At 46.1% G+C, this 19152-nt stretch carries 18 protein-coding genes and 2 tRNA genes; all 20 read right to left on the bottom strand.

Going from position 1 to position 19152, the window contains the following annotated elements; translation table 11 throughout:
* Positions 1 to 68: 68 nt before the first annotated feature.
* Complete coding sequence (hpt, locus tag NYE36_RS00415; RefSeq protein WP_004264611.1) at positions 69 to 608, bottom strand: hypoxanthine phosphoribosyltransferase; 540 nt, start codon at positions 606 to 608, stop codon at positions 69 to 71.
* Complete coding sequence (gene tilS, locus NYE36_RS00410) at positions 605 to 2023, bottom strand: tRNA lysidine(34) synthetase TilS (RefSeq protein WP_094032137.1); 1419 nt, start codon at positions 2021 to 2023, stop codon at positions 605 to 607. The genes hpt and tilS overlap by 4 nt, the downstream gene beginning before the upstream one ends.
* A gap of 104 nt (positions 2024 to 2127) precedes the next feature.
* Positions 2128 to 3129 carry a serine/threonine-protein kinase gene (locus NYE36_RS00405; protein WP_064107682.1) on the bottom strand — a complete coding sequence of 334 codons (1002 nt, stop codon included), beginning with the start codon at positions 3127 to 3129 and terminating at the stop codon, positions 2128 to 2130.
* Complete coding sequence (locus NYE36_RS00400) at positions 3095 to 3832, bottom strand: VWA domain-containing protein (RefSeq protein ID WP_004264624.1); 738 nt, start codon at positions 3830 to 3832, stop codon at positions 3095 to 3097. The genes NYE36_RS00405 and NYE36_RS00400 overlap by 35 nt, the downstream gene beginning before the upstream one ends.
* Positions 3833 to 3899: 67 nt before the next feature.
* Positions 3900 to 6389, bottom strand: coding sequence for a stage II sporulation protein E (gene spoIIE / locus NYE36_RS00395; RefSeq protein WP_007409936.1), 2490 nt, complete (start codon positions 6387 to 6389; stop codon positions 3900 to 3902).
* Positions 6390 to 6598: 209 nt separating this feature from the next.
* Positions 6599 to 6670, bottom strand: a tRNA-Glu gene (locus tag NYE36_RS00390).
* A gap of 9 nt (positions 6671 to 6679) precedes the next feature.
* Positions 6680 to 6756, bottom strand: a tRNA-Met gene (locus NYE36_RS00385).
* 158 nt (positions 6757 to 6914) lie between these two features.
* Positions 6915 to 7301 carry a S1 domain-containing RNA-binding protein gene (locus NYE36_RS00380; RefSeq protein ID WP_004264630.1) on the bottom strand — a complete coding sequence of 129 codons (387 nt, stop codon included), beginning with the start codon at positions 7299 to 7301 and terminating at the stop codon, positions 6915 to 6917.
* A gap of 80 nt (positions 7302 to 7381) precedes the next feature.
* On the bottom strand, positions 7382 to 7759 hold the full coding sequence (gene divIC, locus NYE36_RS00375) for a cell division protein DivIC (protein WP_004264632.1): 378 nt from the start codon (positions 7757 to 7759) through the stop codon (positions 7382 to 7384).
* A 17-nt stretch (positions 7760 to 7776) separates the two neighbouring features.
* Positions 7777 to 8412: a spore cortex biosynthesis protein YabQ gene (gene yabQ / locus NYE36_RS00370; protein WP_011996177.1), complete on the bottom strand. Its 636-nt coding sequence runs from the start codon at positions 8410 to 8412 to the stop codon at positions 7777 to 7779.
* Positions 8409 to 8711 carry a sporulation protein YabP gene (gene yabP / locus NYE36_RS00365; protein WP_004264638.1) on the bottom strand — a complete coding sequence of 101 codons (303 nt, stop codon included), beginning with the start codon at positions 8709 to 8711 and terminating at the stop codon, positions 8409 to 8411. The genes yabQ and yabP overlap by 4 nt, the downstream gene beginning before the upstream one ends.
* Before the next feature lie 78 nt (positions 8712 to 8789).
* Positions 8790 to 9050 (bottom strand): RNA-binding S4 domain-containing protein, encoded by a 261-nt coding sequence (locus NYE36_RS00360; protein ID WP_007409934.1) that lies wholly within the window; start codon positions 9048 to 9050, stop codon positions 8790 to 8792.
* Position 9051: 1 nt separating this feature from the next.
* A complete protein-coding gene (gene mazG / locus NYE36_RS00355) occupies positions 9052 to 10527 on the bottom strand; it encodes a nucleoside triphosphate pyrophosphohydrolase (protein WP_060561975.1) in 1476 nt (491 codons plus the stop codon).
* Complete coding sequence (locus tag NYE36_RS00350) at positions 10517 to 12097, bottom strand: polysaccharide biosynthesis protein (protein WP_053573822.1); 1581 nt, start codon at positions 12095 to 12097, stop codon at positions 10517 to 10519. Before NYE36_RS00350 ends, mazG begins: the two co-directional genes overlap by 11 nt.
* 168 nt (positions 12098 to 12265) lie before the next feature.
* Entirely contained in the window at positions 12266 to 12802 is a 537-nt protein-coding gene (gene spoVT, locus NYE36_RS00345; protein WP_004264646.1) for a stage V sporulation protein T, read from the bottom strand.
* A gap of 136 nt (positions 12803 to 12938) precedes the next feature.
* Positions 12939 to 16472, bottom strand: a complete 3534-nt coding sequence (mfd, locus tag NYE36_RS00340; protein WP_033575247.1) for a transcription-repair coupling factor — start codon at positions 16470 to 16472, stop codon at positions 12939 to 12941.
* A gap of 69 nt (positions 16473 to 16541) precedes the next feature.
* A complete protein-coding gene (locus tag NYE36_RS00335; protein WP_004264650.1) occupies positions 16542 to 16772 on the bottom strand; it encodes an anti-sigma-F factor Fin family protein in 231 nt (76 codons plus the stop codon).
* 61 nt (positions 16773 to 16833) lie between these two features.
* Complete coding sequence (gene pth / locus NYE36_RS00330; RefSeq protein WP_004264652.1) at positions 16834 to 17400, bottom strand: aminoacyl-tRNA hydrolase; 567 nt, start codon at positions 17398 to 17400, stop codon at positions 16834 to 16836.
* Positions 17401 to 17484: 84 nt separating this feature from the next.
* Complete coding sequence (locus NYE36_RS00325) at positions 17485 to 18093, bottom strand: 50S ribosomal protein L25/general stress protein Ctc (protein WP_014416724.1); 609 nt, start codon at positions 18091 to 18093, stop codon at positions 17485 to 17487.
* Between the two features lie 84 nt (positions 18094 to 18177).
* Positions 18178 to 19131 (bottom strand): ribose-phosphate diphosphokinase, encoded by a 954-nt coding sequence (locus NYE36_RS00320; protein ID WP_007409928.1) that lies wholly within the window; start codon positions 19129 to 19131, stop codon positions 18178 to 18180.
* Positions 19132 to 19152 lie beyond the last annotated feature (21 nt).

Here is a 19152-nt window from a genome sequence, read left to right as displayed (position 1 = left end):
TATGTTCAATAGTACCATAGAAAATCATTCCAATACAACCGATAACCATCTCGGAAGCAGGCAGCCGATCAGCTTTCATAAATCGCCGGTTTTAATACTCCGATGTAAGGCAGATTGCGATAGCGTTCGGCATAATCAAGTCCGTAACCCACAACAAACGCGTCAGGAACTTCAAAGCCTACGAAGTCTGCTTTAATGTCCGCTTTTCTTCCGCTTGGTTTATCCAACAGGGTAACAATCTTAATTGATTTCGCTTTACGATATCGGAAGAGTTCTACGAGATAGCTCAAGGTTAACCCACTGTCGATAATATCTTCAATGATTAAGATGTCCCGGCCTTCTACAGATGTATCCAAATCTTTGATGATTTTGACTTCTCCGGAAGAAACCGTGGAATTTCCGTAGCTTGATACATCCATGAAGTCCATTTCCAAATATGTATCAATATGCTTTATAAGATCAGCCATAAAAGGAAGCGCTCCCTTTAACACACCGATTGCCAACGGAAACGTGTCGCTGTACTCGCTTGTTAATTGTTCTCCAAGCTGTTTTACTTTCTGCTGGATCTCATCTTCTGAGATCAGCACTTTTTCGATATCCTGTTTCATGTTAATGCTTGCCCCCTACACTTTTCATGCTGTCTATATTGTAATACAATGCGGTCACTGTTTGAAATCACAAGATCGTCAAAGATGGATTTTTTCAAGCCAGGCAGCCAGATAATTTCACCGCTCGCATCCGTTACAATCGGCCATTCGTCCCGATCCCGCAGAGGCAGTTTATGATCAATAAATATATCTTTCACCTTTTTCGAGCCATTCATCCCTTTAAGTTTGATCCGGTCACCGATTTTTCTCGTCCGGATTGTTAAAGGAAATTGCACCTTGTTTCTGCTTGTCATAAAAACAGCATTCCCATTTTTGATATGAGGGTCAGCCTGATCGGCCACCTCTATCATAAAGCCGTTGGGGAGAACAGCAGTCTCGCCTTCCGCTCCTTGCAGCTGCAGCTCAAAGGGAATTTTTTCACATTGCCATTGTTCAAATGTAAACAAACATGTCTGATATGATTTGACCACCTTCAGCCCTTTCGGAAAATCAAGCACTCCCGAGGCGCTTCCATTTTCCGCCCATTCGAGAAACTGCTGTATGTGGCGGGCGGAAAACGACGATGGAACGTTTTCATAAAGATAGTTTAATATTAGTTGAACTCCTCTTCTTTGTAAAGGTATCGGAAGGGCAAGCAATTGAGAGGAATTGACTTCAACCGATGTGTCAGACTTGCTTGTAATAACCTTATTCATTCGTTCTTTCGTTAATAACTGCAGGTATTGTTCGTCTTCTGTCAGTGCTTCACTCACCTTTTGAAACATTTTATGAACGTCAGGTGATTCATGTTTTAAAAAAGGAAGCACGGTCTTTCTGAATCTGTTTCTTGTATAATCGTCTTTTGCATTGCTCTCATCCGTTCTGTAGCTGAGCCCTTCTTGACGGCAGTATTCAAGGATTTCATCCTTTGCCGCATAGAGGAAAGGCCTGATCAGCCAGCCGGATGCAAATTCGCGGACGGGCTGCATTCCCGCAAGCCCTGCCCCGAGCGTACCTTTCGCAAGCCTCATGAGTATTGTCTCAACCTGGTCATCGCCGTGATGAGCCAGCGCCAAAAACTTCGCTTGGTGTTTTGTCATCAGATCTTCGAAAAACTGATATCTGCAATCACGCGCGGCAGCCTGCTTGTTCAGCTTATTCTTCTTTGCGTATGCAGAAACATCAATCTGTACCGTTTCGCAGAGGATATGTTCCGCTTCGCAATATGACTGCACAAACTTCATATCTTCTTCAGATTCAGGACCCCTGAACTGATGGTCGACATGCGCCGCTATGATAACGGAGGAATGCCCGAAGTGCTTATTCAGCATACTGAGAAGCGCCATTGAATCAGGGCCTCCGGAGACCCCGGCAATAATCGTTTCTCCCTCCGCCTGAAGATGATATGTTTTGAAAAAATCTTCCACGCTTTTCACAATGTCCCCCTCACAATGAGCAGGTTTTTTAAAGATATACATATCCTATCACTTTCATTCCCTCCAAGCAAAGAAGAAGCATGAGCGCAGGCGTCCGGCCGGCACTAGATAAGAAAAAAGACGATGTAAGCGAAATAAAGGGCGAGAACGCTGATTAAAATAAGTGTTGTTTCAAACAAACCATTGTGCTTTGCGGGTTTTTGTTTAGGTTTATACCGCGTTTGAGATACAGTGCCCTGCCGCGGTTTTGATTGCGGCGGCTTAGGCTTGGCGGCGGCTTTCCTTTTGCTCCCGGCACTCTGCCCCGCCGTCAGGATGTCATGCTTCATGGCTTCCGCAGACGGATATTGGCTGTTTAAAGCAGAAAACAGAACCTTCTTATACTTATTCAGAAACGGGTGGCCTTCAATGATAGAACGAAGCTGTTCTTTCGGCTGTCCTGACTTTTTGCACTCTTTCTTCTGGACACAGTGGATCATGATCATTGCGACAGCAAACAGGTCATAGGATGGTTCTGCTTTTCTTGTTCCATACCCCCAATAGCCCCTGTCGTAAAACTCCGTATACTCTTTAATCGCGCGGCCCTGTTTTGTCGTTCCCCCTACATCAATGCAGCGAATGGCAGCCGGTGGTCCGGTTACAATGAGATTGTCCGGTTTGAGGTCGCCAAAAACCCACCCTTGCTGATGAAGGACTGACAGGCTGGAAAGAAGCTGCACCATCAGCACCGGAATCCACTCCGCTCCCTTACTGCTGATATATTGCGGAAGAAGCGGCCCTTCTATGTACTCCATCACGTAAAAAGAGACATTTTTATTCAGCTGCGGAATAAACGCGTCGTCCGCATCAAAAAAAGAAGGCCCCATCGTTTGCGACCGGGCCTTTGAAAAGGATTTTAAGACATTCACTTCAGAGGTAACAGACATGCTGTCGCTGCTTATTTTCAAAGCGACCTGTCCGCCTGATGCTTCTGCCAGATATACAATACCGTTAGCCCCTTTTCCAAGCTGTTTGAGCAATCTGTAGGATTTGCCGTTCCATTTGCCCTGAATTGCCGTCCCCGGTGCCAAACTACATGCCAAACTCGTTAAAGCGTCGTTCATCATCTGCCAACATGCTCCTTCTTGAGCGGATTCTCTCAAACTGCTGCGTCGCTTCCCGGATAGCGGGGCCCGTAGGGGTGATACCGCCGGTCGACAGCTTCGCAAAAAGTGCAGAAAGGGATTCAAGCTTCGGCGTCCAATTCAGCACAAGCTCAACTTCCTGGCTTTTCCCGGGAAATATACACATTGCAAATTCATTTTGCCCGGCCCGGGAATTTAAACTGATGGAAAGATCGATCAGCGCTTCTTTCACCGTCGGCAGTTTCGGCGCCATACTCGCACTCGTATCAACCAGCACAAGCACTTGCAGATGAACCGTTTCGCCGAGTTCATCAACCACTTCCATCACTTCTCCGCGTTTTTCAGGAGAAAGCTCTTCCATTTCAACGTTTTTCCCTAAGATTTGTTTAAGCTCTTGATTGACGACACCTTGCAGCGTCTGGGTCATTGCTTTTTTCGTCACCATTTGAACCGTCTGAGACAATTGTGACGCATACACAACTTGATGGACGCCGCCTCCGGCCATGGCGATGCCTTCAACTTCCTTCATTGCTTCTTGGTCAATCGCGTTTTCTTCCATAATTCCTATAACATTCACCGTAATCCCCTGCTCCTTGGCGAAAGCCGCCATTGCGATCGGGTCTTCACCATGATTGGAGCAGCCATCTGTAATCAGCAGAACTTGATTTAAATGTCCCTTATTCACATACATTCCTCCCGGTGATACGATTAGTCCCATCTTCGCCAGAAGGAAAGTGATTTATACGAATGGATTAAGAAATCTCCTTTTTATTTTGGAAAACCGCCGGCACCGGTATGGAAGCCCATTTCGGCGTGTTGTGATCAATCCGGACAACAACCACTGTCATATCGTCTTCGATTTGGCCGGAACGCGTTCTGATGACCTCTTCCATTAATATATCAGCGATTTCCTGCGGATCTTCGGTTTTCAGCCCTTTCATTTTCCGCTTCATCCACAGGTCGTGGTTTTCAACGTGCTTCGGCCCTTCAAAAATACCGTCACTCATCATGACGAGCAGATCTCCCGCTTTTAACTGTTCACTTACAACCTCCACATCAAATTCATTGATGATGCCGATCGGCAGATTGCTGGCCTGCACTTTCATGACTTGATCTCCCCGCTTGATAAAACTCGGCGTTGAACCGACCTTCAAGAATTTGCAGCTTGCATCCTGAAGATCAATGATAGAAAGATCGAGAGTTGAGTAAATTTCGTCTGTCGTCCGTAAAGACAGAATACTGTTGATCGTTTTGATCGCTATTTTTTCATCAATACCTGATTCGAGAATTTTTTCGAGCAGCTTAATCGTTTCGTTGCTCTCATAATGGGCCCTCGCCCCATTGCCCATGCCGTCACTGATCGCGGCCGCATACTTTCTCGCCCCCAGTTCCATCATGCTGTAGCTGTCGCCGGAGACAAGGCCGCCGCCTTTTGCCGCATGAGCCGCGCCTGTCGATACCCGGTACGACTTGGTCGAACCGAACGCGACATGGCTGTAGCCATTCGGATGAGTCGAGTGCTGTTCGCTTTTGACAAGTATCTGCTCCTCAAGAATGTCAGACAGCATCGGGGCGATAATTTTCTCACTCTCGCCGTGTCCTCCGCTGAACGGGATTGTCATTTCGATATCAATATTGCCCTGCTCCAAGCTGTATATCTCGACATGCTGAATCTCGATTCCGAAATGCTGAAGCGCCTCTATCATTTGTTCTTCCTGAATAAAATGCTGCTCCCTCTCCCGTTTTATTTCCCGAGAAAAGTCCGCCATGACCTCAGAAACCCCCAACAGCTGCTCGGCAACAAGCCTTCTGCTGTCCTGAACTTTTCTCTTCAGTGTCAGATGGGCGTGATGGTGGGCAAGTTCGTCCTCAATCAGCTCTTCCACCTGTCTGGATTTGGAACAGTGCTGTTGAAACTCCTTTTTTAATCTGCGGTTTGAAGCATACTGTTTTTCTTCTGTTTCATGCATAACCTGTTTCATTAAGTCATATGTTTTATCAAAGTTTTGAACCCAGCATTTGCTTTTCTTATAGCAGGATTGGCAGGAGTGCTCGGTGATTTTGCTTAAAAAGAGATCCACTTCCCCTTCTTCCGCCTGCTCATCGGAAGACGTCTGATGAAAGGTGGCGAAGCTCTCCGACAAGGCATGAAACACATTGGAGAACTGGTCTACTTTCTGGGCGGTGACATCTCTGATTTTCCTCGCGTACTGCTGCTGTTCCTGACTGTGCTCAGCAGTTCCCGGTATGTATCGCGCCACCTTTTTCGTAATCGATTGGGGCGTAATCAAAAACAAAACAACGGCAATCAAAGATTCATAAAGGGTGGTCATTAATCCGGCAGACCCTTCTCCATATAATGAAATCAGCAGTGAGCCGATCACTAACCCGACTGCGGCTCCGGCTTTCTTTCCTTCTTTCAGCAGCCCGCCAAGAAGCCCGGAAAACGCAAGCAGACTCATTTGATAGAGGTTCCCGATATTCGCAAGCCCGAGGATCAGTCCGGTCACCACACCGACCGTACAGCCGATGCTTGCCCCGCCGACAAAGGAAAAACTCAGCACGACATAGCGGGCCAGGATATGTTCAGCCTGCATTCCCTGAAATGAAACACCGGCAAGCCCGGTTAAAACGGATGCGATCAAGATCATAAAACAGATGATTTCTTCTATTTTTAACGATTGCTTCACTTTTTTGATCGTGAAGATCGGCAGGCTTTGCAAAAAGATCAGCGTCAAAATAAAGGCCAGGCCCGCCTCGACAACAGCCATCACATAATCATAGGTGGTAAAAGCGCCGCTCTCAAAATAAACAAATCCGATTCTCGCCGCAGCCATAGAGAAAAACACCACGATCGGCAGCATCTTCACCCGGTCCTGCACGATATATGTACCGATTTTTGAAAATAGAGTGAAGACGGCCAAAGCTGTGAGAATCAATAAAGAGTGTTTCGGCGAAATGGTTAAAGCGCCCGCAAGTAAAGACAGACAAGCATAGAAGGCTTTATCTCTTCTGATCAAAAGCATCGCTCCGAAAAACGGCAGCGCAAACGGAAGAACCTCAGATAATATGAAAGCCCGTCCAAGTAAAAAACCGATCACGACATAAATGAAACCCTTATAGAAAAAAAGTGAATGCGCTTGATGGACTGTAAGCTTTGCCGCCTTTTCAAAAAACGATTGCAGTTTTTCCAGAGCTTGTCCCGCCATCGGCCCGTTCACTCTTCTTTCCGCTTTTTCCATTGCTCTCATCCCCCACCTGTTTTATTCGTTGCTTGTCATTATAAATGAAAGCCCAGATAGGATTTTGTCAAAAGAAGGTAACAATTCCAAAGAACTCTTCGACGCTTTCTCCCTTGTTCCCCTTTCCTTTCGTATTTCCTCCGACATTTCTCAAAAAGTTGTCTAAATATGAAAAAATCGGCTTCTGCAACAGAAGCCGATTCGCTTGATGACCCGTACGGGATTCGAACCCGTGTTACCGCCGTGAAAGGGCGGTGTCTTAACCGCTTGACCAACGGGCCAGATATATATGGTAGCGGCGGAGGGGATCGAACCCCCGACCTCACGGGTATGAACCGTACGCTCTAGCCAGCTGAGCTACACCGCCATATAAGGTGCTTATAAGCACAAGTTATATAATACAAAGGTTTCTTCATTCCGTCAACAGAAACTTTGAAGTTTTAATTTTCTGACTATAATGGCGCATACAAAAAAAGCACCCGCTGGGATAGACGGATGCTCCATGTATTTATAGAAAGCAGCAAGTTATCCTCTTCTTGCTCCGCGCCCTCCACGTTTTGATTCCGTGTTTCGTTTTAAAGATGATAAGCGGTCTTCGCTATCTTTAAGAAACTTGTTCATTTTCTGTTCAAAAGATTCTTTCGGACGGAAATCATTTCTAGGTCTGGCTTGCGGACGGTCTTTAGCTTTTTTAATTGATAAACCAATTTTCCCGTCTTTTTCAACGTTGATGACTTTCACTTCAACTTGATCGCCGACTTTTAAATGCTCGTTAATGTCTTTAACATAATTATCGGCTACCTCACTGATATGAACGAGACCGGTTGAGCCTCCAGGCAATTCAACAAATGCTCCGAAATTTGTAATACCTGTTATTTTCCCTTGCAACTTGCTGCCAACTTCAATCGACATAAAAAAAGTGCTCCTCCTTAGGCTTATAAAAAGATCGTTTGTTTAATTATACCTAAATAAAAATTTAAGTGTCAACAAGGCTACTTGCTCTTCTTTTCTACATTGAAGAGTATCTCACCATTTCCTGACATAAACAAGTCTCTTCTGGCAAGCTCTGTGACGTAATCCTCATCCTTTAATTTGGAAATTTCATCTTTTAAATCAGCCTGTTTCGCGTTCAATTCTTTCACTTGTTTTTCCAGCTGAGCTTTCTTTTCTTCGTTTGCGCTAAGGGAAGAGGTCTGTGACCACAGAGAACCCGCTAAGACAATAGCCGTCAACAACACAAGGGCGCCGAATACGATCAACCGTCTGAAAAGCCCTTTCCGCCTTCTTTTCATAAGCTGGGATTGCCGTTCAACCTGCTCTTTATAGTCGTTTTGGATTTCAGTTATTGTACGTTCTCTAGATAGATTCAAACCAGACGGTCCTCCTTTCACCTTTTCAAAATACGTATCATGGTCGATCTGATTGTTATGATTAGTTTCTTGCTCTTTTGTAAAAATCCTGCACTTTTTTGAAAATATCGTTTGAAAGTAAGACGCCACTTTTCAGGAAGAAGTTTCAATAATTGTTTCAACAGGAAAAACAGCGGATACAGCAAAAACGTTACGATCTTAAAAAGACACTTCGCAAAAAAGGCACTCACCCGATAGGAGTATAAAGAAACAACCGTGATCAGCCCGATGAGCAGCTTAAAGAGCAGAAGCACCGGACGGAACAGCACGTGCTGAATGAGCTTTTTTGCGAATTGGTAAAGAGACACCGCAAGATGAATGGCAAATTTCAGTATTTTTATATACATTCGTTTAAACAGGCTTTGGTACGTCGCAATCCCCAGTAAGACAGCCAAGAAAATGTATACCCTGAGTTCTCCTTCATTCACGTTGAGCAGCACATAGAAAAACAGCAGACCTTGTACAATCCAAAAGAGAATGTCATGAATGAATAACAGCCATCTGGCCGTTTTGGCGCGGCTGACAAACAGCCTGTATGTATCAAGCGACGCTCCGAGCCAGGCGCCCATACCGGTCATTGCCAGCATCGTATAAAATTGGGTGGTCAGCGTCATTTAAACAACTTGCTAAAAAACCCTTTAGCTTTATCCCCTTGCTGCTCGTCTAAATATACAAGGTCAAACACCCTGCCTTTTATAGATACAATCCCTTTTTCCACATCAAGATTTTTCATCTGCAGGTTCTCGCCTCTGACGGAAAGCATTCCCATAACCGTTTCCAGCAAAAACTCTTCGTTGTCAAAACTTTCTACATGCTTGACGCCCGAAATGTCTAAATGCTTTCTCCCTTTCATCGTTACATCATGCTGTTCCGGAACAGAAGAAGAACCTTTTTGCTCATAATATGAATTCATCTATTCAGCCCCCATATCCTCGATACTTTTAGCATTATTACTGCATTGTATGAGGCGGGAGCCTTGTTTAGAACAAGCCTATTCGCCGAGTTTTTCTTCTTTGACGATTGTATACATGCCCGCGGCTTCTTCTTTTTTCGTTGTTTCTTTCAATTCGTTTACCTTCACGGTGACAAGCTTCTGGCCAAAGCGGACCGTCAGTTCATCACCGGCTTTTACGTCTGAGCTGGCTTTCGCCTGATTCCCGTTAACGGTGATTCTCCCTTGATCGGCGACCTCTTTCGCCAATGTGCGGCGTTTAATTAATCTGGATACTTTTAAAAACTTATCAAGTCTCATATCAGAATCTCCTCTCCATTTCTTTTGCTTCATCCCACAATTTGTCCATTTCCTCAAGTGACATTGCGGTCAATTCAAGGCCCTTTGCTGCCGCTTCTTTCTCAATATAAGCAAAGCGTCTGCGGAATTTGTCATTTGTCATGGCGAGCGCTTCCTCAGGCTCAATTTTATAGTATCGGCCGATATTGACCAATGCAAATAAAACATCGCCGAATTCAGCTTTTAAGCTGATTTCATCTGCTGATTCGGCGGAAGCCTCTGCAGAAAATTCCTTCAGCTCTTCATTTACTTTATCCCATATATCCTGAACGTCATCCCAGTCAAAGCCGGTTTTTGCGGCTTTTTTCTGAAGCTTGGCCGCTTTTGCAAGAGAAGGCAGTGTTTTCGGCACGGCATCCAGCAATGAAGTGGATGTTGTTTGCTTTTCCGCCTTTTTGATTTCTTCCCAGTTGGCGACGACATCATGTTCATCCTGAACCTTAACATCCTTAAACACGTGCGGGTGCCGTCTGACCATCTTCGCACTGATGTCTCTGATGACATCATCAATTGAGAAATACCCCTCGTCTTCTCCGATCTGGGCGTGCAGCATAACCTGAAGCATGACGTCCCCGAGTTCTTCTATCATGTGATCCGTGTCCTCTTCGTCAATGGCCTCAAGCAGTTCGTAGCATTCCTCAATCATATACTTCTTTAATGACTGGTGTGTCTGCTTTTGATCCCACGGACAGCCGTTCGGCCCGCGAAGCTCGCGAATAATACTTCGGAATGCAGAAAATTCCTGGTAAAGGAGTTCTTCTTTTTTAATCGGCGGAACATACACGCTTGTTAAGTTATTTATTTCTACATTGCGGTCAAGCTCAAACAAAGGCACCTTGGTCATCTTTTCTCCCTTGCTTCCGGCTGCCGTGACGATGACCACTTCATAGTCGTCAGGCAATTTCTCCATAAGCGTCAGCTTCACCTCAGAGGCCGTCATTTGGTCATAAACCTGGCAAATGATCAGGTGATGGCGGAGTTCGAGCTCATCCGGCGTCATTGTTTGCGCATCCGTAAATTGAAACCCTTCAATCGGATCAATTCGCAATGCATTAAAAGTGGCATCCAAAAAGCTTTGCCCTCCGGCAGTATGAACAGCTGCCTGTTGTTCTTCCCGGCGTTCAAATAACAGCTGAACGGTTTTCTCAGCGACAAACGGATGCCCGGGCACAGCGTAGACGACATCCTCTTGCTTCGCTTTTTCAAACAGAATGTCCGCGATCTCTTCATAGACCGCTTCAAACTGATCATGTTTTTCATAAATATCATCAAAATACCGGATGTCCGCTTCCGTCTCTTGCTCTAATTCCGGAATCAAAGGGTGGTCTTTCGTTCTTATATATAAATGCTTCGCCTGAGTCAGCAGCTTATGTACGCCCACTGTCAACTGATCCATGTCTCCGGCGCCGAGACCGACGACCGTAATGTTACCTGCCATGTTTTTCTCTCCTCTTTTTCAATTTGCTTAAAGCACTGCCGAAAGGAAGGCCGCTCAGCTCTTCGTCCGTGAAAATCTTCATTCTTATCATACAATAAATAAACAATAGCCCTCCGATGACCGACGCAGACAGACTCTCACATACAGCTCCGGCCCTGCTGACAGGAACAAATAACTGCCATAGCTTCATATATACGAGCAGAAAGAAGACCATCAGCAGACTGCACCAGCACAGACGGGCAATCACGCCGCTGATATTCGTCAGCCAGCCCTTCGACCAAATTCTCCGGAGATTCAGGCACGCAACTGCGGCAAATGCCAAGACGGTCGCCAGTGCCGCTCCTGTAATACCCCAGCCGGGGACCAGCCAAACATTCAGCACCCATTTCAGCGCCCCTCCCGCCAAAACGGATACGGCGGGGAAAACGGTATGTCCCGCTCCTTGCAGAATCGCGGCTGCCGTAAGCGCAATCGAGGCAAAAAAGATAGATAAGCTGAATATTTGTAAGGTCTGCGTCCCCTCACTGTTTTGGAAAAGCATGATATTCACCGGCTCTAAAATGCAAAAAAGCCCGGCTGATGCACCGATCCCTACCGCAAGGCAGAGCTTGACGGCTGATGTCGCTTTCTCTTTTATGATAAACGGCTTATTCTCATGCACCGCTTTTGAAATTGAAGGAACCAATGACGCGGCGATACTGACGGCAAACACGGTTCCCAGCTGAAGGAGCGGCTGTCCGCGGTCATATATGCCTTTCAGCTGTTTCGCGGCATGGCTCTCCGTCCCGTCTGAAAGCAGTGAATATAAGTTTAAGGCGTCTACAAGCTGAATCAAAAGCATGAGTACACTGCTGATACAGATGGTGACTGAATAAAGCAGCAGCTTTTTTACAATGACGGCCGTTTCGATATGTCCGCCGTCTTTCTTGGTTTCTTCCCGCTTATACCAGAAAACAGCCAATACACAAAGGGCCGCCAAGCTTCCGGCAATTGATCCCGAGGCCGCCCCCGCACCAGCCGCGTATAATGAACGGCCGCTTTTCAAAAGCCAGAAGGATAAACCGAGAAGCACCGCCACGCGAAGAAGCTGTTCCGTAATCTGGGATAAGGCTGACGGCATCATATCATGCACGCCTTGGAAATACCCCCGGAAAACCGCCGTAAACGGAAACAGTATGAAAGCGAACGCCGCGACCCTTATCAGCATCACAAGGCGGTCGTCACCCATAAAACCGGCCAACGGCGCCGCGCCGGCATACATGAGCGCAAACAGAACAAGTCCGGCCGCCGTGACATAAAGGGCGGAAATTTTCATTATTTTTTGTTTATGATCGCTATAATCGTTCATTAATTTTGAGATGATTACCGGAAAACCGGATGTTGACAGCATGACCGCGATCCCTAAAAACGGATACACCTGCTGATAAATGTAAAATCCGACGTCACCGACAATATTCTGAAAAGGAACCCTGTACACGGCGCTTAATATCTTCGTCACGATGCCCGCAACGACGAGCACAAAAGCACCTTTCCATGCCGATTGCCGCTTGGCGCCAACTGAATCGTTCATCCAAAAGCTCCTTCCAGCCGCTAGAAAATTACGTCTATAAAACGAGCTTATTATATCACAATCCTAACGGCCGAACCGATAGAGAGCACATATGAATATGAAAAAGAACAGCACTTGTATAAGAGCTGCTCTTTCTCCGTTTTCTTATTTCAATAATGGTAATAAGACCTACTGCTCCATTTGTCTCGCCAAAAAACTGGCTGCCGTTTCTACCGCTTTATGTTCTACTTCTCCAAGTGCCTGTTCTTTGGAAAAGATGACCACGGCACCGATAGGATCGCCATTTGCCACGATCGGAGCTATTGTATAGGAGCTCATATCTTCATCAATGTCATTAACAAGCTGCGCGGACTTCACGTCGTTTTCTACCACTGAGCTGCGCTGATCCATCGTTTTTTCGAGCAAATCGCTGATGGCTTTGTTCAGAAATTCTTTTTTTGAACTGCCTGAAACGGCAATATACGCGTCACGGTCGCAAATCAAGACGGAATGGCCGAGACTGTCATACAAAGCATCTGCATATTCCTTCGCAAAATCGCCAAGCTCACTGATAGGAGAATACTTTTTCAATATAACTTCTCCGTCGCGGTCAACGAATATTTCAAGCGGGTCTCCTTCCCTGATTCGCAGTGTTCTCCGAATTTCTTTAGGAATGACGACCCGTCCTAGATCATCAATACGACGTACGATACCTGTAGCTTTCATCTCTCTGGTGCCTCTCTTTCATGTGATGATATTTAAGGGAAAGTACTAAAGCTCTTTACTTTATGTAGCTTCCGCCACTCGCTTGAAATTAGTATCCGTCACATCAAATGTAATATACACCAGAGAGTAACAATTTTTATGAAGACGCGATTGTTTCTTTCTTCACATCCTGAAGGCCTTTCAGCATGCCGAGCACGGTTTCCAGCCACTCTTCCGTTTTACGGCCTTTCGTCTGTACTGAGATTTTCAGCTTTTTCCCTTCCATTCCCAGTCCGATCTGCCGGCCGTATTTATTGCCGAGTTCGAACAATTTCTGGCCGTCAATCTGTGCGCTGGCCTCTTCAGAAATGGTAAATCTGATCGCGTCTTTATCCTGCTTGATGAGTTCGACGCGTTCATATTTTCCGTATACCTTCATCTCAGCAACCGTAAACAGCCATTCAACCTCTTTAGGGTAGCTGCCGAACCTGTCGATGATTTCATCTTGAAGCTCATTTTTCTCCTCAATTGTGGCGATTGACCTGAACCGTTTGTACATGTCGATTTTTTGCTTGCCGTCTTGTATATAGTTCTCAGGAATATACGCGTCAAGCTCGATATCGATTTCTGTCTCAAACTGTTCGCTTTTCGGAATATCGCCTTTCCGCTCTTCAATCGCTTCCTTGAGCATTTGCGAGTACAGGTCAAAACCGACTGAGTCGATAAAGCCGTGCTGCTGCGCGCCGAGAAGGTTCCCCGCTCCCCTGATCGTCAAGTCACGCATGGCGATTTTAAAGCCTGATCCCAGCTCGGTAAATTCTTTAATCGCCTGCAGCCGTTTTTCCGCCACCTCAGTGAGCACTTTGTCTCTGCGGTACGTAAAATACGCATAAGCAACGCGGTTGGAACGGCCGACCCGTCCTCTCAGCTGATACAGCTGAGACAGCCCCATTTTGTCTCCGTCGAACACAATCAAGGTATTGACATTTGGTATATCTACGCCTGTCTCAATAATAGTCGTGCTGACAAGGACGTCTGATTCCCCTTCCAGAAAATTGAGCATGACGCTTTCCAATTCATTTTCGGTCATTTTTCCGTGGGCATATGCCACTTTCGCATCGGGAACAAGCATGGAAATTTCATCAGCCTTCCGCTCGATGTCATCCACGCGGTTGTACAAGAAATATACCTGTCCTCCGCGCGCCAGTTCTCTTTCGATGGCTTCCCGCACAAGCGCGCCGTTGTATTCCACGACATATGTCTGAACAGGGAAACGGTTTTCCGGCGGCGTTTCAATAACAGATAAGTCCCGCACACCGAGCATGGACATATGAAGCGTACGCGGTATCGGCGTCGCTGTAAGAGTCAGCACATCGACATTGGCTTTGATCTGTTTGATTTTTTCCTTATGCGTTACGCCAAAGCGCTGCTCTTCATCAATGATGAGCAAGCCGAGATCTTTATAGACGACGTCTTTAGATAAGAGCCTGTGGGTTCCGATTACGATGTCTACCGTTCCGTTTTTCAGGCCTTTAATCGTTTCATTGGATTCTTTTCTCGTTCTGAATCGGCTGAGAAGACCGATGTTAATCGGATAGTCCTGGAAACGCTCCATAATGGTTTCATAATGCTGCTGCGCGAGTATTGTCGTCGGCACAAGAAGCGCGACCTGCTTTCCGTCGGCGATCGCTTTAAAGGCCGCTCGGATGGCTACCTCCGTCTTCCCGTAACCCACATCACCGCAAAGCAAACGGTCCATCGGGCGCTCTCTTTCCATGTCCTTTTTAATCTCCTGAATGGAACGGAGCTGGTCCTCTGTTTCCTGATAAGGGAAAGCAGATTCGAACTGCCGCTGCATTTCATGATCCGGCGAGAACGCATAGCCTTTGCTTGCTTCCCGTTCCGCATAAAGCTTAATCAGATCATCGGCAATATCCTGAACGGAGTTTTCAACTTTTTTCTTCACCCGTTTCCATTCACTGCCGCCCAGTTTATAAAGCTTCGGTTCTTTTCCTTCAGAGCCGACGTACTTCTGCACCTGGTCGATTTGTTCTACAGGGACGTACAGCTTATCGCTGCCCTGATAATGAATGTTGAGGTAATCTTTATGAATGCCTTTGATTTCTAGTGTTTCGATCCCCAAATACTTACCGATCCCGTGGTTGACGTGGACGACATAGTCACCGACCTGAAGCTCGGAATAGCTTTTGATCCGTTCGGCATTTGTCAGCTTCTGCTTTCTCGGCTTTTTCTTGATTCGGTTTTTGAACAGCTCTTCCTCCGTAATGACGGCCAGCTTCATCAGCGGCAGTTCAAAACCGGATTGCAGCTCGCCTTCCATGACATAGACCTGTCCTTGCACAAGCGCTTTGGAGCTGTCCGTTTTTGCGGCTTCAATTTCGTAATCAGCCAGCACGGATGCCAATCTGTCGGTTCTGTCCTTATTTGCGCCTAAAAAGACGACGGTGAAGTTTGATTTCTTAAAGCGCTCCATTTCACCTGCGAGCACATTCATCTGCCCGTGAAAACTCTGCATCTGCCTGCTTGTCACATTCACGATATTCTGAGGGCTTGTATGCTGGACATGACGCAAAAATAATGAATAATAAATAGCCGGGCGCCGCTTTTCGCTCATAAGCTCCTGAAAGCTGAAGGATAAATGAATGTCATGCAGAATTTTCCCTTCCTCGAGCAGACTTGTCATAAATTCGGCCTCTTCTTTTTGCAGCTGATCCTCCATTTCATGAATGCGGCTGACCTCGTCTAACAGTAACAACGTGTCTGCCGGTGTATAATCTAGCAAACTAGCAGGTTTTTCGTAAAAGTACGAGAGATACTTCACAAGTTCCTGATCAGTCTGTCCCGTTGATAACCGTTCTTTATCATGTGAGATATTGATATGAAGCATTTCCTTTTGTTTGTCCTGCTTCAGCTTTTTCAGACTGTCGGCCAGCCCTTTATCGAGCCTTTCCATTGCCCGGGCTTTTTCTTCCGCCCTGATGATCAATTCCTTCGCCGGTCCGATCGCCACATGTTTGAGCGTCTCAATTGATCTCTGGTCATCAGAATTGAAGCTTCTGATGGAATCGACCTCCGTATCAAACAGTTCAATTCGCACCGGATGCTCCGACGTCAGCGGATAAATGTCGATAATTCCGCCGCGAATACTGAATTCACCGGGTGCAGAAACCATATCGGAACGCTCATACCCCACCTCTACAAGGCGCGCGGACAGCTGATCCGGTTCTATTTCGTCTCCGAGTGAAATGACGATCTGGCTGCTTTTCCACAGCTCCTTCGGCGGAAGCATTCTTCTCACTGCCGCAACGGGCGCCACAACGACCGGCGCTTCTCCGTTTGTTAATCTATTAATGACATCAAGCCGCTGAGCGCGCAGTTCAGGGCTCGCTACTGCAATTTCTGAAGAAATCAATTCATTCACGGGGTATAAAAAAACAGATTGATCCCCGAGAAGCGCCGTCAGATCTTCCGTCACTTTTTGGGCCTGATATAAATTATGGGTGATAAAGAAAATCGGCCTTTTCGTTTCCTGTGCAAGGGCGGAGGTAAAAACAGAACGCGCGGAACCTGACAGACCCGCAAGCAGCTGTTCCTTCAGCCCCTCATGTAAACCGTTGACAATGGATTTAAAATCATCGCTTTCTTTAATAAAGGTTTGAATGTTGTCCATATGGGCCCTCCTCTCTATTTTCTGCAAGAACAGAAAAACGCTTTGGTCTAGAATCTACACCAAAGCTTCTTATTGAATAAATGTGTTGTGTTCATGGTAGTGCGGATTGCGCTCCAGCGCCTCTTGGCAGTCTTCACAAATTGTAAGAACATGGACATCTCCATTGTCTTTATATGAAATCATATCGTTTCTTTCCTCATTTGTTAAGTGCTGAAATCCAAGTGACTGTGTCGGCACCGTCGAATATTCCAGGCTCCCTACCTTAAAGCCGCAGTGGCGGCAGAAATAATGCAAAGCCATACGTTGGACCTCCTGATGTGAAAAAATCATTTTTCCCTAGTATGGTCTCCCATTATTTATCTTATACATTTGCATTAAATTCGTTCATGACTTCTAAAAAAGGTTTCGTTAAGGAAGCTTCGCAGGCTTTTACGGTTTTTGAGACGGCATCATTGATATGCGGCGCTTCTTCCTTCGTAAAAGCTCCCAGTACATAGTCAACGACTTTCATTCCGTTGACGGGGCGGCCGATTCCGATTCTGACCCGGTCAAATTCAGGGGTTCCGAGGTGCTGTATAAGCGATTTAATTCCGTTATGTCCGCCTGCGCTCCCTTTCGTCCGGAGCCTGATTTTTCCCGTCGGAAGATCAAGGTCATCGTATATGACTTTCAGATCTTCATGATCGGCATCATAATAATCCAGTAGCGGCCGCAAACATTCCCCTGATAAATTCATATATGTAAGCGGTTTAACAAGTAGAACTTTTTTTCCGGAAACAAACCCCATTCCGTAAAGTCCGTTGAATTTCGTTTTATTCAATTCAATATTCCATTCTTTAGAAAGCTCGTCAATGGCCATAAAGCCGACATTATGTCTCGTGTTCTCATAGGTTTTCCCGGGGTTACCGAGACCGGCAATCACAAGCATCGTAAATCCTCCCTCAACATCGCTGTAATTCTTCTCATTCTAGCACAAAAGACGTAACCTCGGGCGGGTTACGTCTTAAAGCGCTTATTGATTTTCTCCTTCGGGCTCTTCCCCAGGAGACGGTTCTGCATCTTCTTCGAATGCTTCCTGCTTAGGAGGAAGGATGGAAGCCACGACTTCTTCCGGATCGTTTGTAAATGTATAATTGCCGTCAGCAGTCAGATCTGCGATGGTCAGCACATCATTCATCTCAAGTCCTGAAATATCAACATTGATTGTCTGAGGGATGTCCTTCGGTCTGGCCTTAATCGAAAGCTCATGCAGCGGCTGCTGGATGACGCCTCCGTCTTTGACTCCCTTCGCCTCTCCCGTCAGCTGAATCGGCACCTCGGCCTCCAGCTCCTCACTCATATTCACGACTTGAAAATCGGCGTGCGTCAATTCGTTTTTGAGCGGGTCTGTCTGAAGATCAGTCACCATAACCGATTGCTGATTTCCGTTGACATCAATTGTGATAATCGTGTTTTTTCCTTCGTCCCGCAATGTTTTAAGCAATTCGACACTGTCTAAAGAGACAGGCGTATTCGTTGTTTCTTTACCGTATATAATCCCTGGAACATGTCCTGAATGACGGATTTTCCGAAGCGTCGAACGTTTAAAATCTGTTCTTTCATTTGCTTTTAAAGTTGCCATATTCAGCACCATCCTAATTATCGTTTTATCGTCCTATTAGAACAATACCCACAATAACTGGGATTTAAACCTTAAAGTTTCGGTTTAGCTGAATAAATAGCTGACAGATTGTTTCTCGTGAACGCGGATAATCGCTTCAGCCAGAAGCGGTCCGACAGAAAGCTGCTTAAAGCGTTCGATTTTTTTCTCATCAGGAAGCTTAATGCTGTTCGTTACGACAAGCTCCTTGATTTTAGAGTTATTGATCCGCTCAACGGCAGGACCTGACAGTACAGGGTGCGTACAGCATGCATACACTTCTGCAGCTCCGTTTTCAACCAGCGCGTTAGCGGCAAGTGTGATTGTGCCGGCCGTATCAATAATATCATCGATCAGAATCGCTGTTTTACCTTCCACGTTACCGACGATGTTCATCACTTCTACCTCATTCGGTCTAGGACGGCGTTTGTCGATAATCGCGATCGGCGCTTTCAGACGGTCCGCAAGTTTGCGGGCGCGCGTCACACCGCCGTGGTCAGGAGAAACAATAACGATATCTTTCAAGTCTTTACCTTCAAAGTAATGGCCTAAAATCGGAACACCCATTAAGTGGTCAATCGGAATATCAAAGAAACCTTGAATTTGCGGCGCGTGTAAATCAAGCGCGATCACGCGTGTCGCACCCGCTGTTTCAAGCAGGTTTGCAAAAAGTTTTGCCGTAATCGGTTCACGTGATCTTGCTTTTCTGTCCTGGCGCGCATAACCGTAGTACGGAATCACAATGTTGATTGTTTTCGCGGAAGCGCGCTTTAAAGCGTCAACCATAATCAGCAATTCCATGATGTGCTCGTTGACCGGCGCACTTGTAGACTGAATGATATAGCAATCACAGCCGCGAATACTTTCTTCTATGTTGATCTGGACCTCTCCGTCACTGAATCTTGTAACAGAGCACTTTCCTAATTGAACCCCTACATTATCCGCGATTTCTTTTGCAAGTTCTGGATTTGAATTCAAAGAAAAAATCTTTAAATTCTTATCTCCGTATTCGTTAGACATGGTAAACCTCCGATTTTAGGA

It is taken from the genome of Bacillus sp. FSL R5-0593 (genome assembly GCF_038603755.1).
GTDB classification, from domain to species: Bacteria; Bacillota; Bacilli; order Bacillales; family Bacillaceae; genus Bacillus; species Bacillus velezensis.
This window is presented reverse-complemented; position numbering and strand designations above follow the sequence as displayed.

What these genes read in the sequence shown, in the direction of transcription:
- hpt (WP_004264611.1), bottom strand. Translation starts at nt 608, where the DNA reads ATGAAACAGGATATCGAAAAAGTGCTGATCTCAGAAGATGAGATCCAG.
- NYE36_RS00405 (WP_064107682.1), bottom strand. Translation starts at nt 3,129, where the DNA reads ATGATGAACGACGCTTTAACGAGTTTGGCATGTAGTTTGGCACCGGGG.
- spoIIE (WP_007409936.1), bottom strand. Translation starts at nt 6,389, where the DNA reads ATGGAAAAAGCGGAAAGAAGAGTGAACGGGCCGATGGCGGGACAAGCT.
- NYE36_RS00380 (WP_004264630.1), bottom strand. Translation starts at nt 7,301, where the DNA reads ATGTCGATTGAAGTTGGCAGCAAGTTGCAAGGGAAAATAACAGGTATT.
- yabQ (WP_011996177.1), bottom strand. Translation starts at nt 8,412, where the DNA reads ATGACGCTGACCACCCAATTTTATACGATGCTGGCAATGACCGGTATG.
- yabP (WP_004264638.1), bottom strand. Translation starts at nt 8,711, where the DNA reads ATGAATTCATATTATGAGCAAAAAGGTTCTTCTTCTGTTCCGGAACAG.
- NYE36_RS00360 (WP_007409934.1), bottom strand. Translation starts at nt 9,050, where the DNA reads ATGAGACTTGATAAGTTTTTAAAAGTATCCAGATTAATTAAACGCCGC.
- mazG (WP_060561975.1), bottom strand. Translation starts at nt 10,527, where the DNA reads ATGGCAGGTAACATTACGGTCGTCGGTCTCGGCGCCGGAGACATGGAT.
- NYE36_RS00350 (WP_053573822.1), bottom strand. Translation starts at nt 12,097, where the DNA reads ATGAACGATTCAGTTGGCGCCAAGCGGCAATCGGCATGGAAAGGTGCT.
- spoVT (WP_004264646.1), bottom strand. Translation starts at nt 12,802, where the DNA reads ATGAAAGCTACAGGTATCGTACGTCGTATTGATGATCTAGGACGGGTC.
- mfd (WP_033575247.1), bottom strand. Translation starts at nt 16,472, where the DNA reads ATGGACAACATTCAAACCTTTATTAAAGAAAGCGATGATTTTAAATCC.
- NYE36_RS00335 (WP_004264650.1), bottom strand. Translation starts at nt 16,772, where the DNA reads ATGGCTTTGCATTATTTCTGCCGCCACTGCGGCTTTAAGGTAGGGAGC.
- pth (WP_004264652.1), bottom strand. Translation starts at nt 17,400, where the DNA reads ATGCTTGTGATTGCCGGTCTCGGTAACCCCGGGAAAACCTATGAGAAC.
- NYE36_RS00325 (WP_014416724.1), bottom strand. Translation starts at nt 18,093, where the DNA reads ATGGCAACTTTAAAAGCAAATGAAAGAACAGATTTTAAACGTTCGACG.
- NYE36_RS00320 (WP_007409928.1), bottom strand. Translation starts at nt 19,131, where the DNA reads ATGTCTAACGAATACGGAGATAAGAATTTAAAGATTTTTTCTTTGAAT.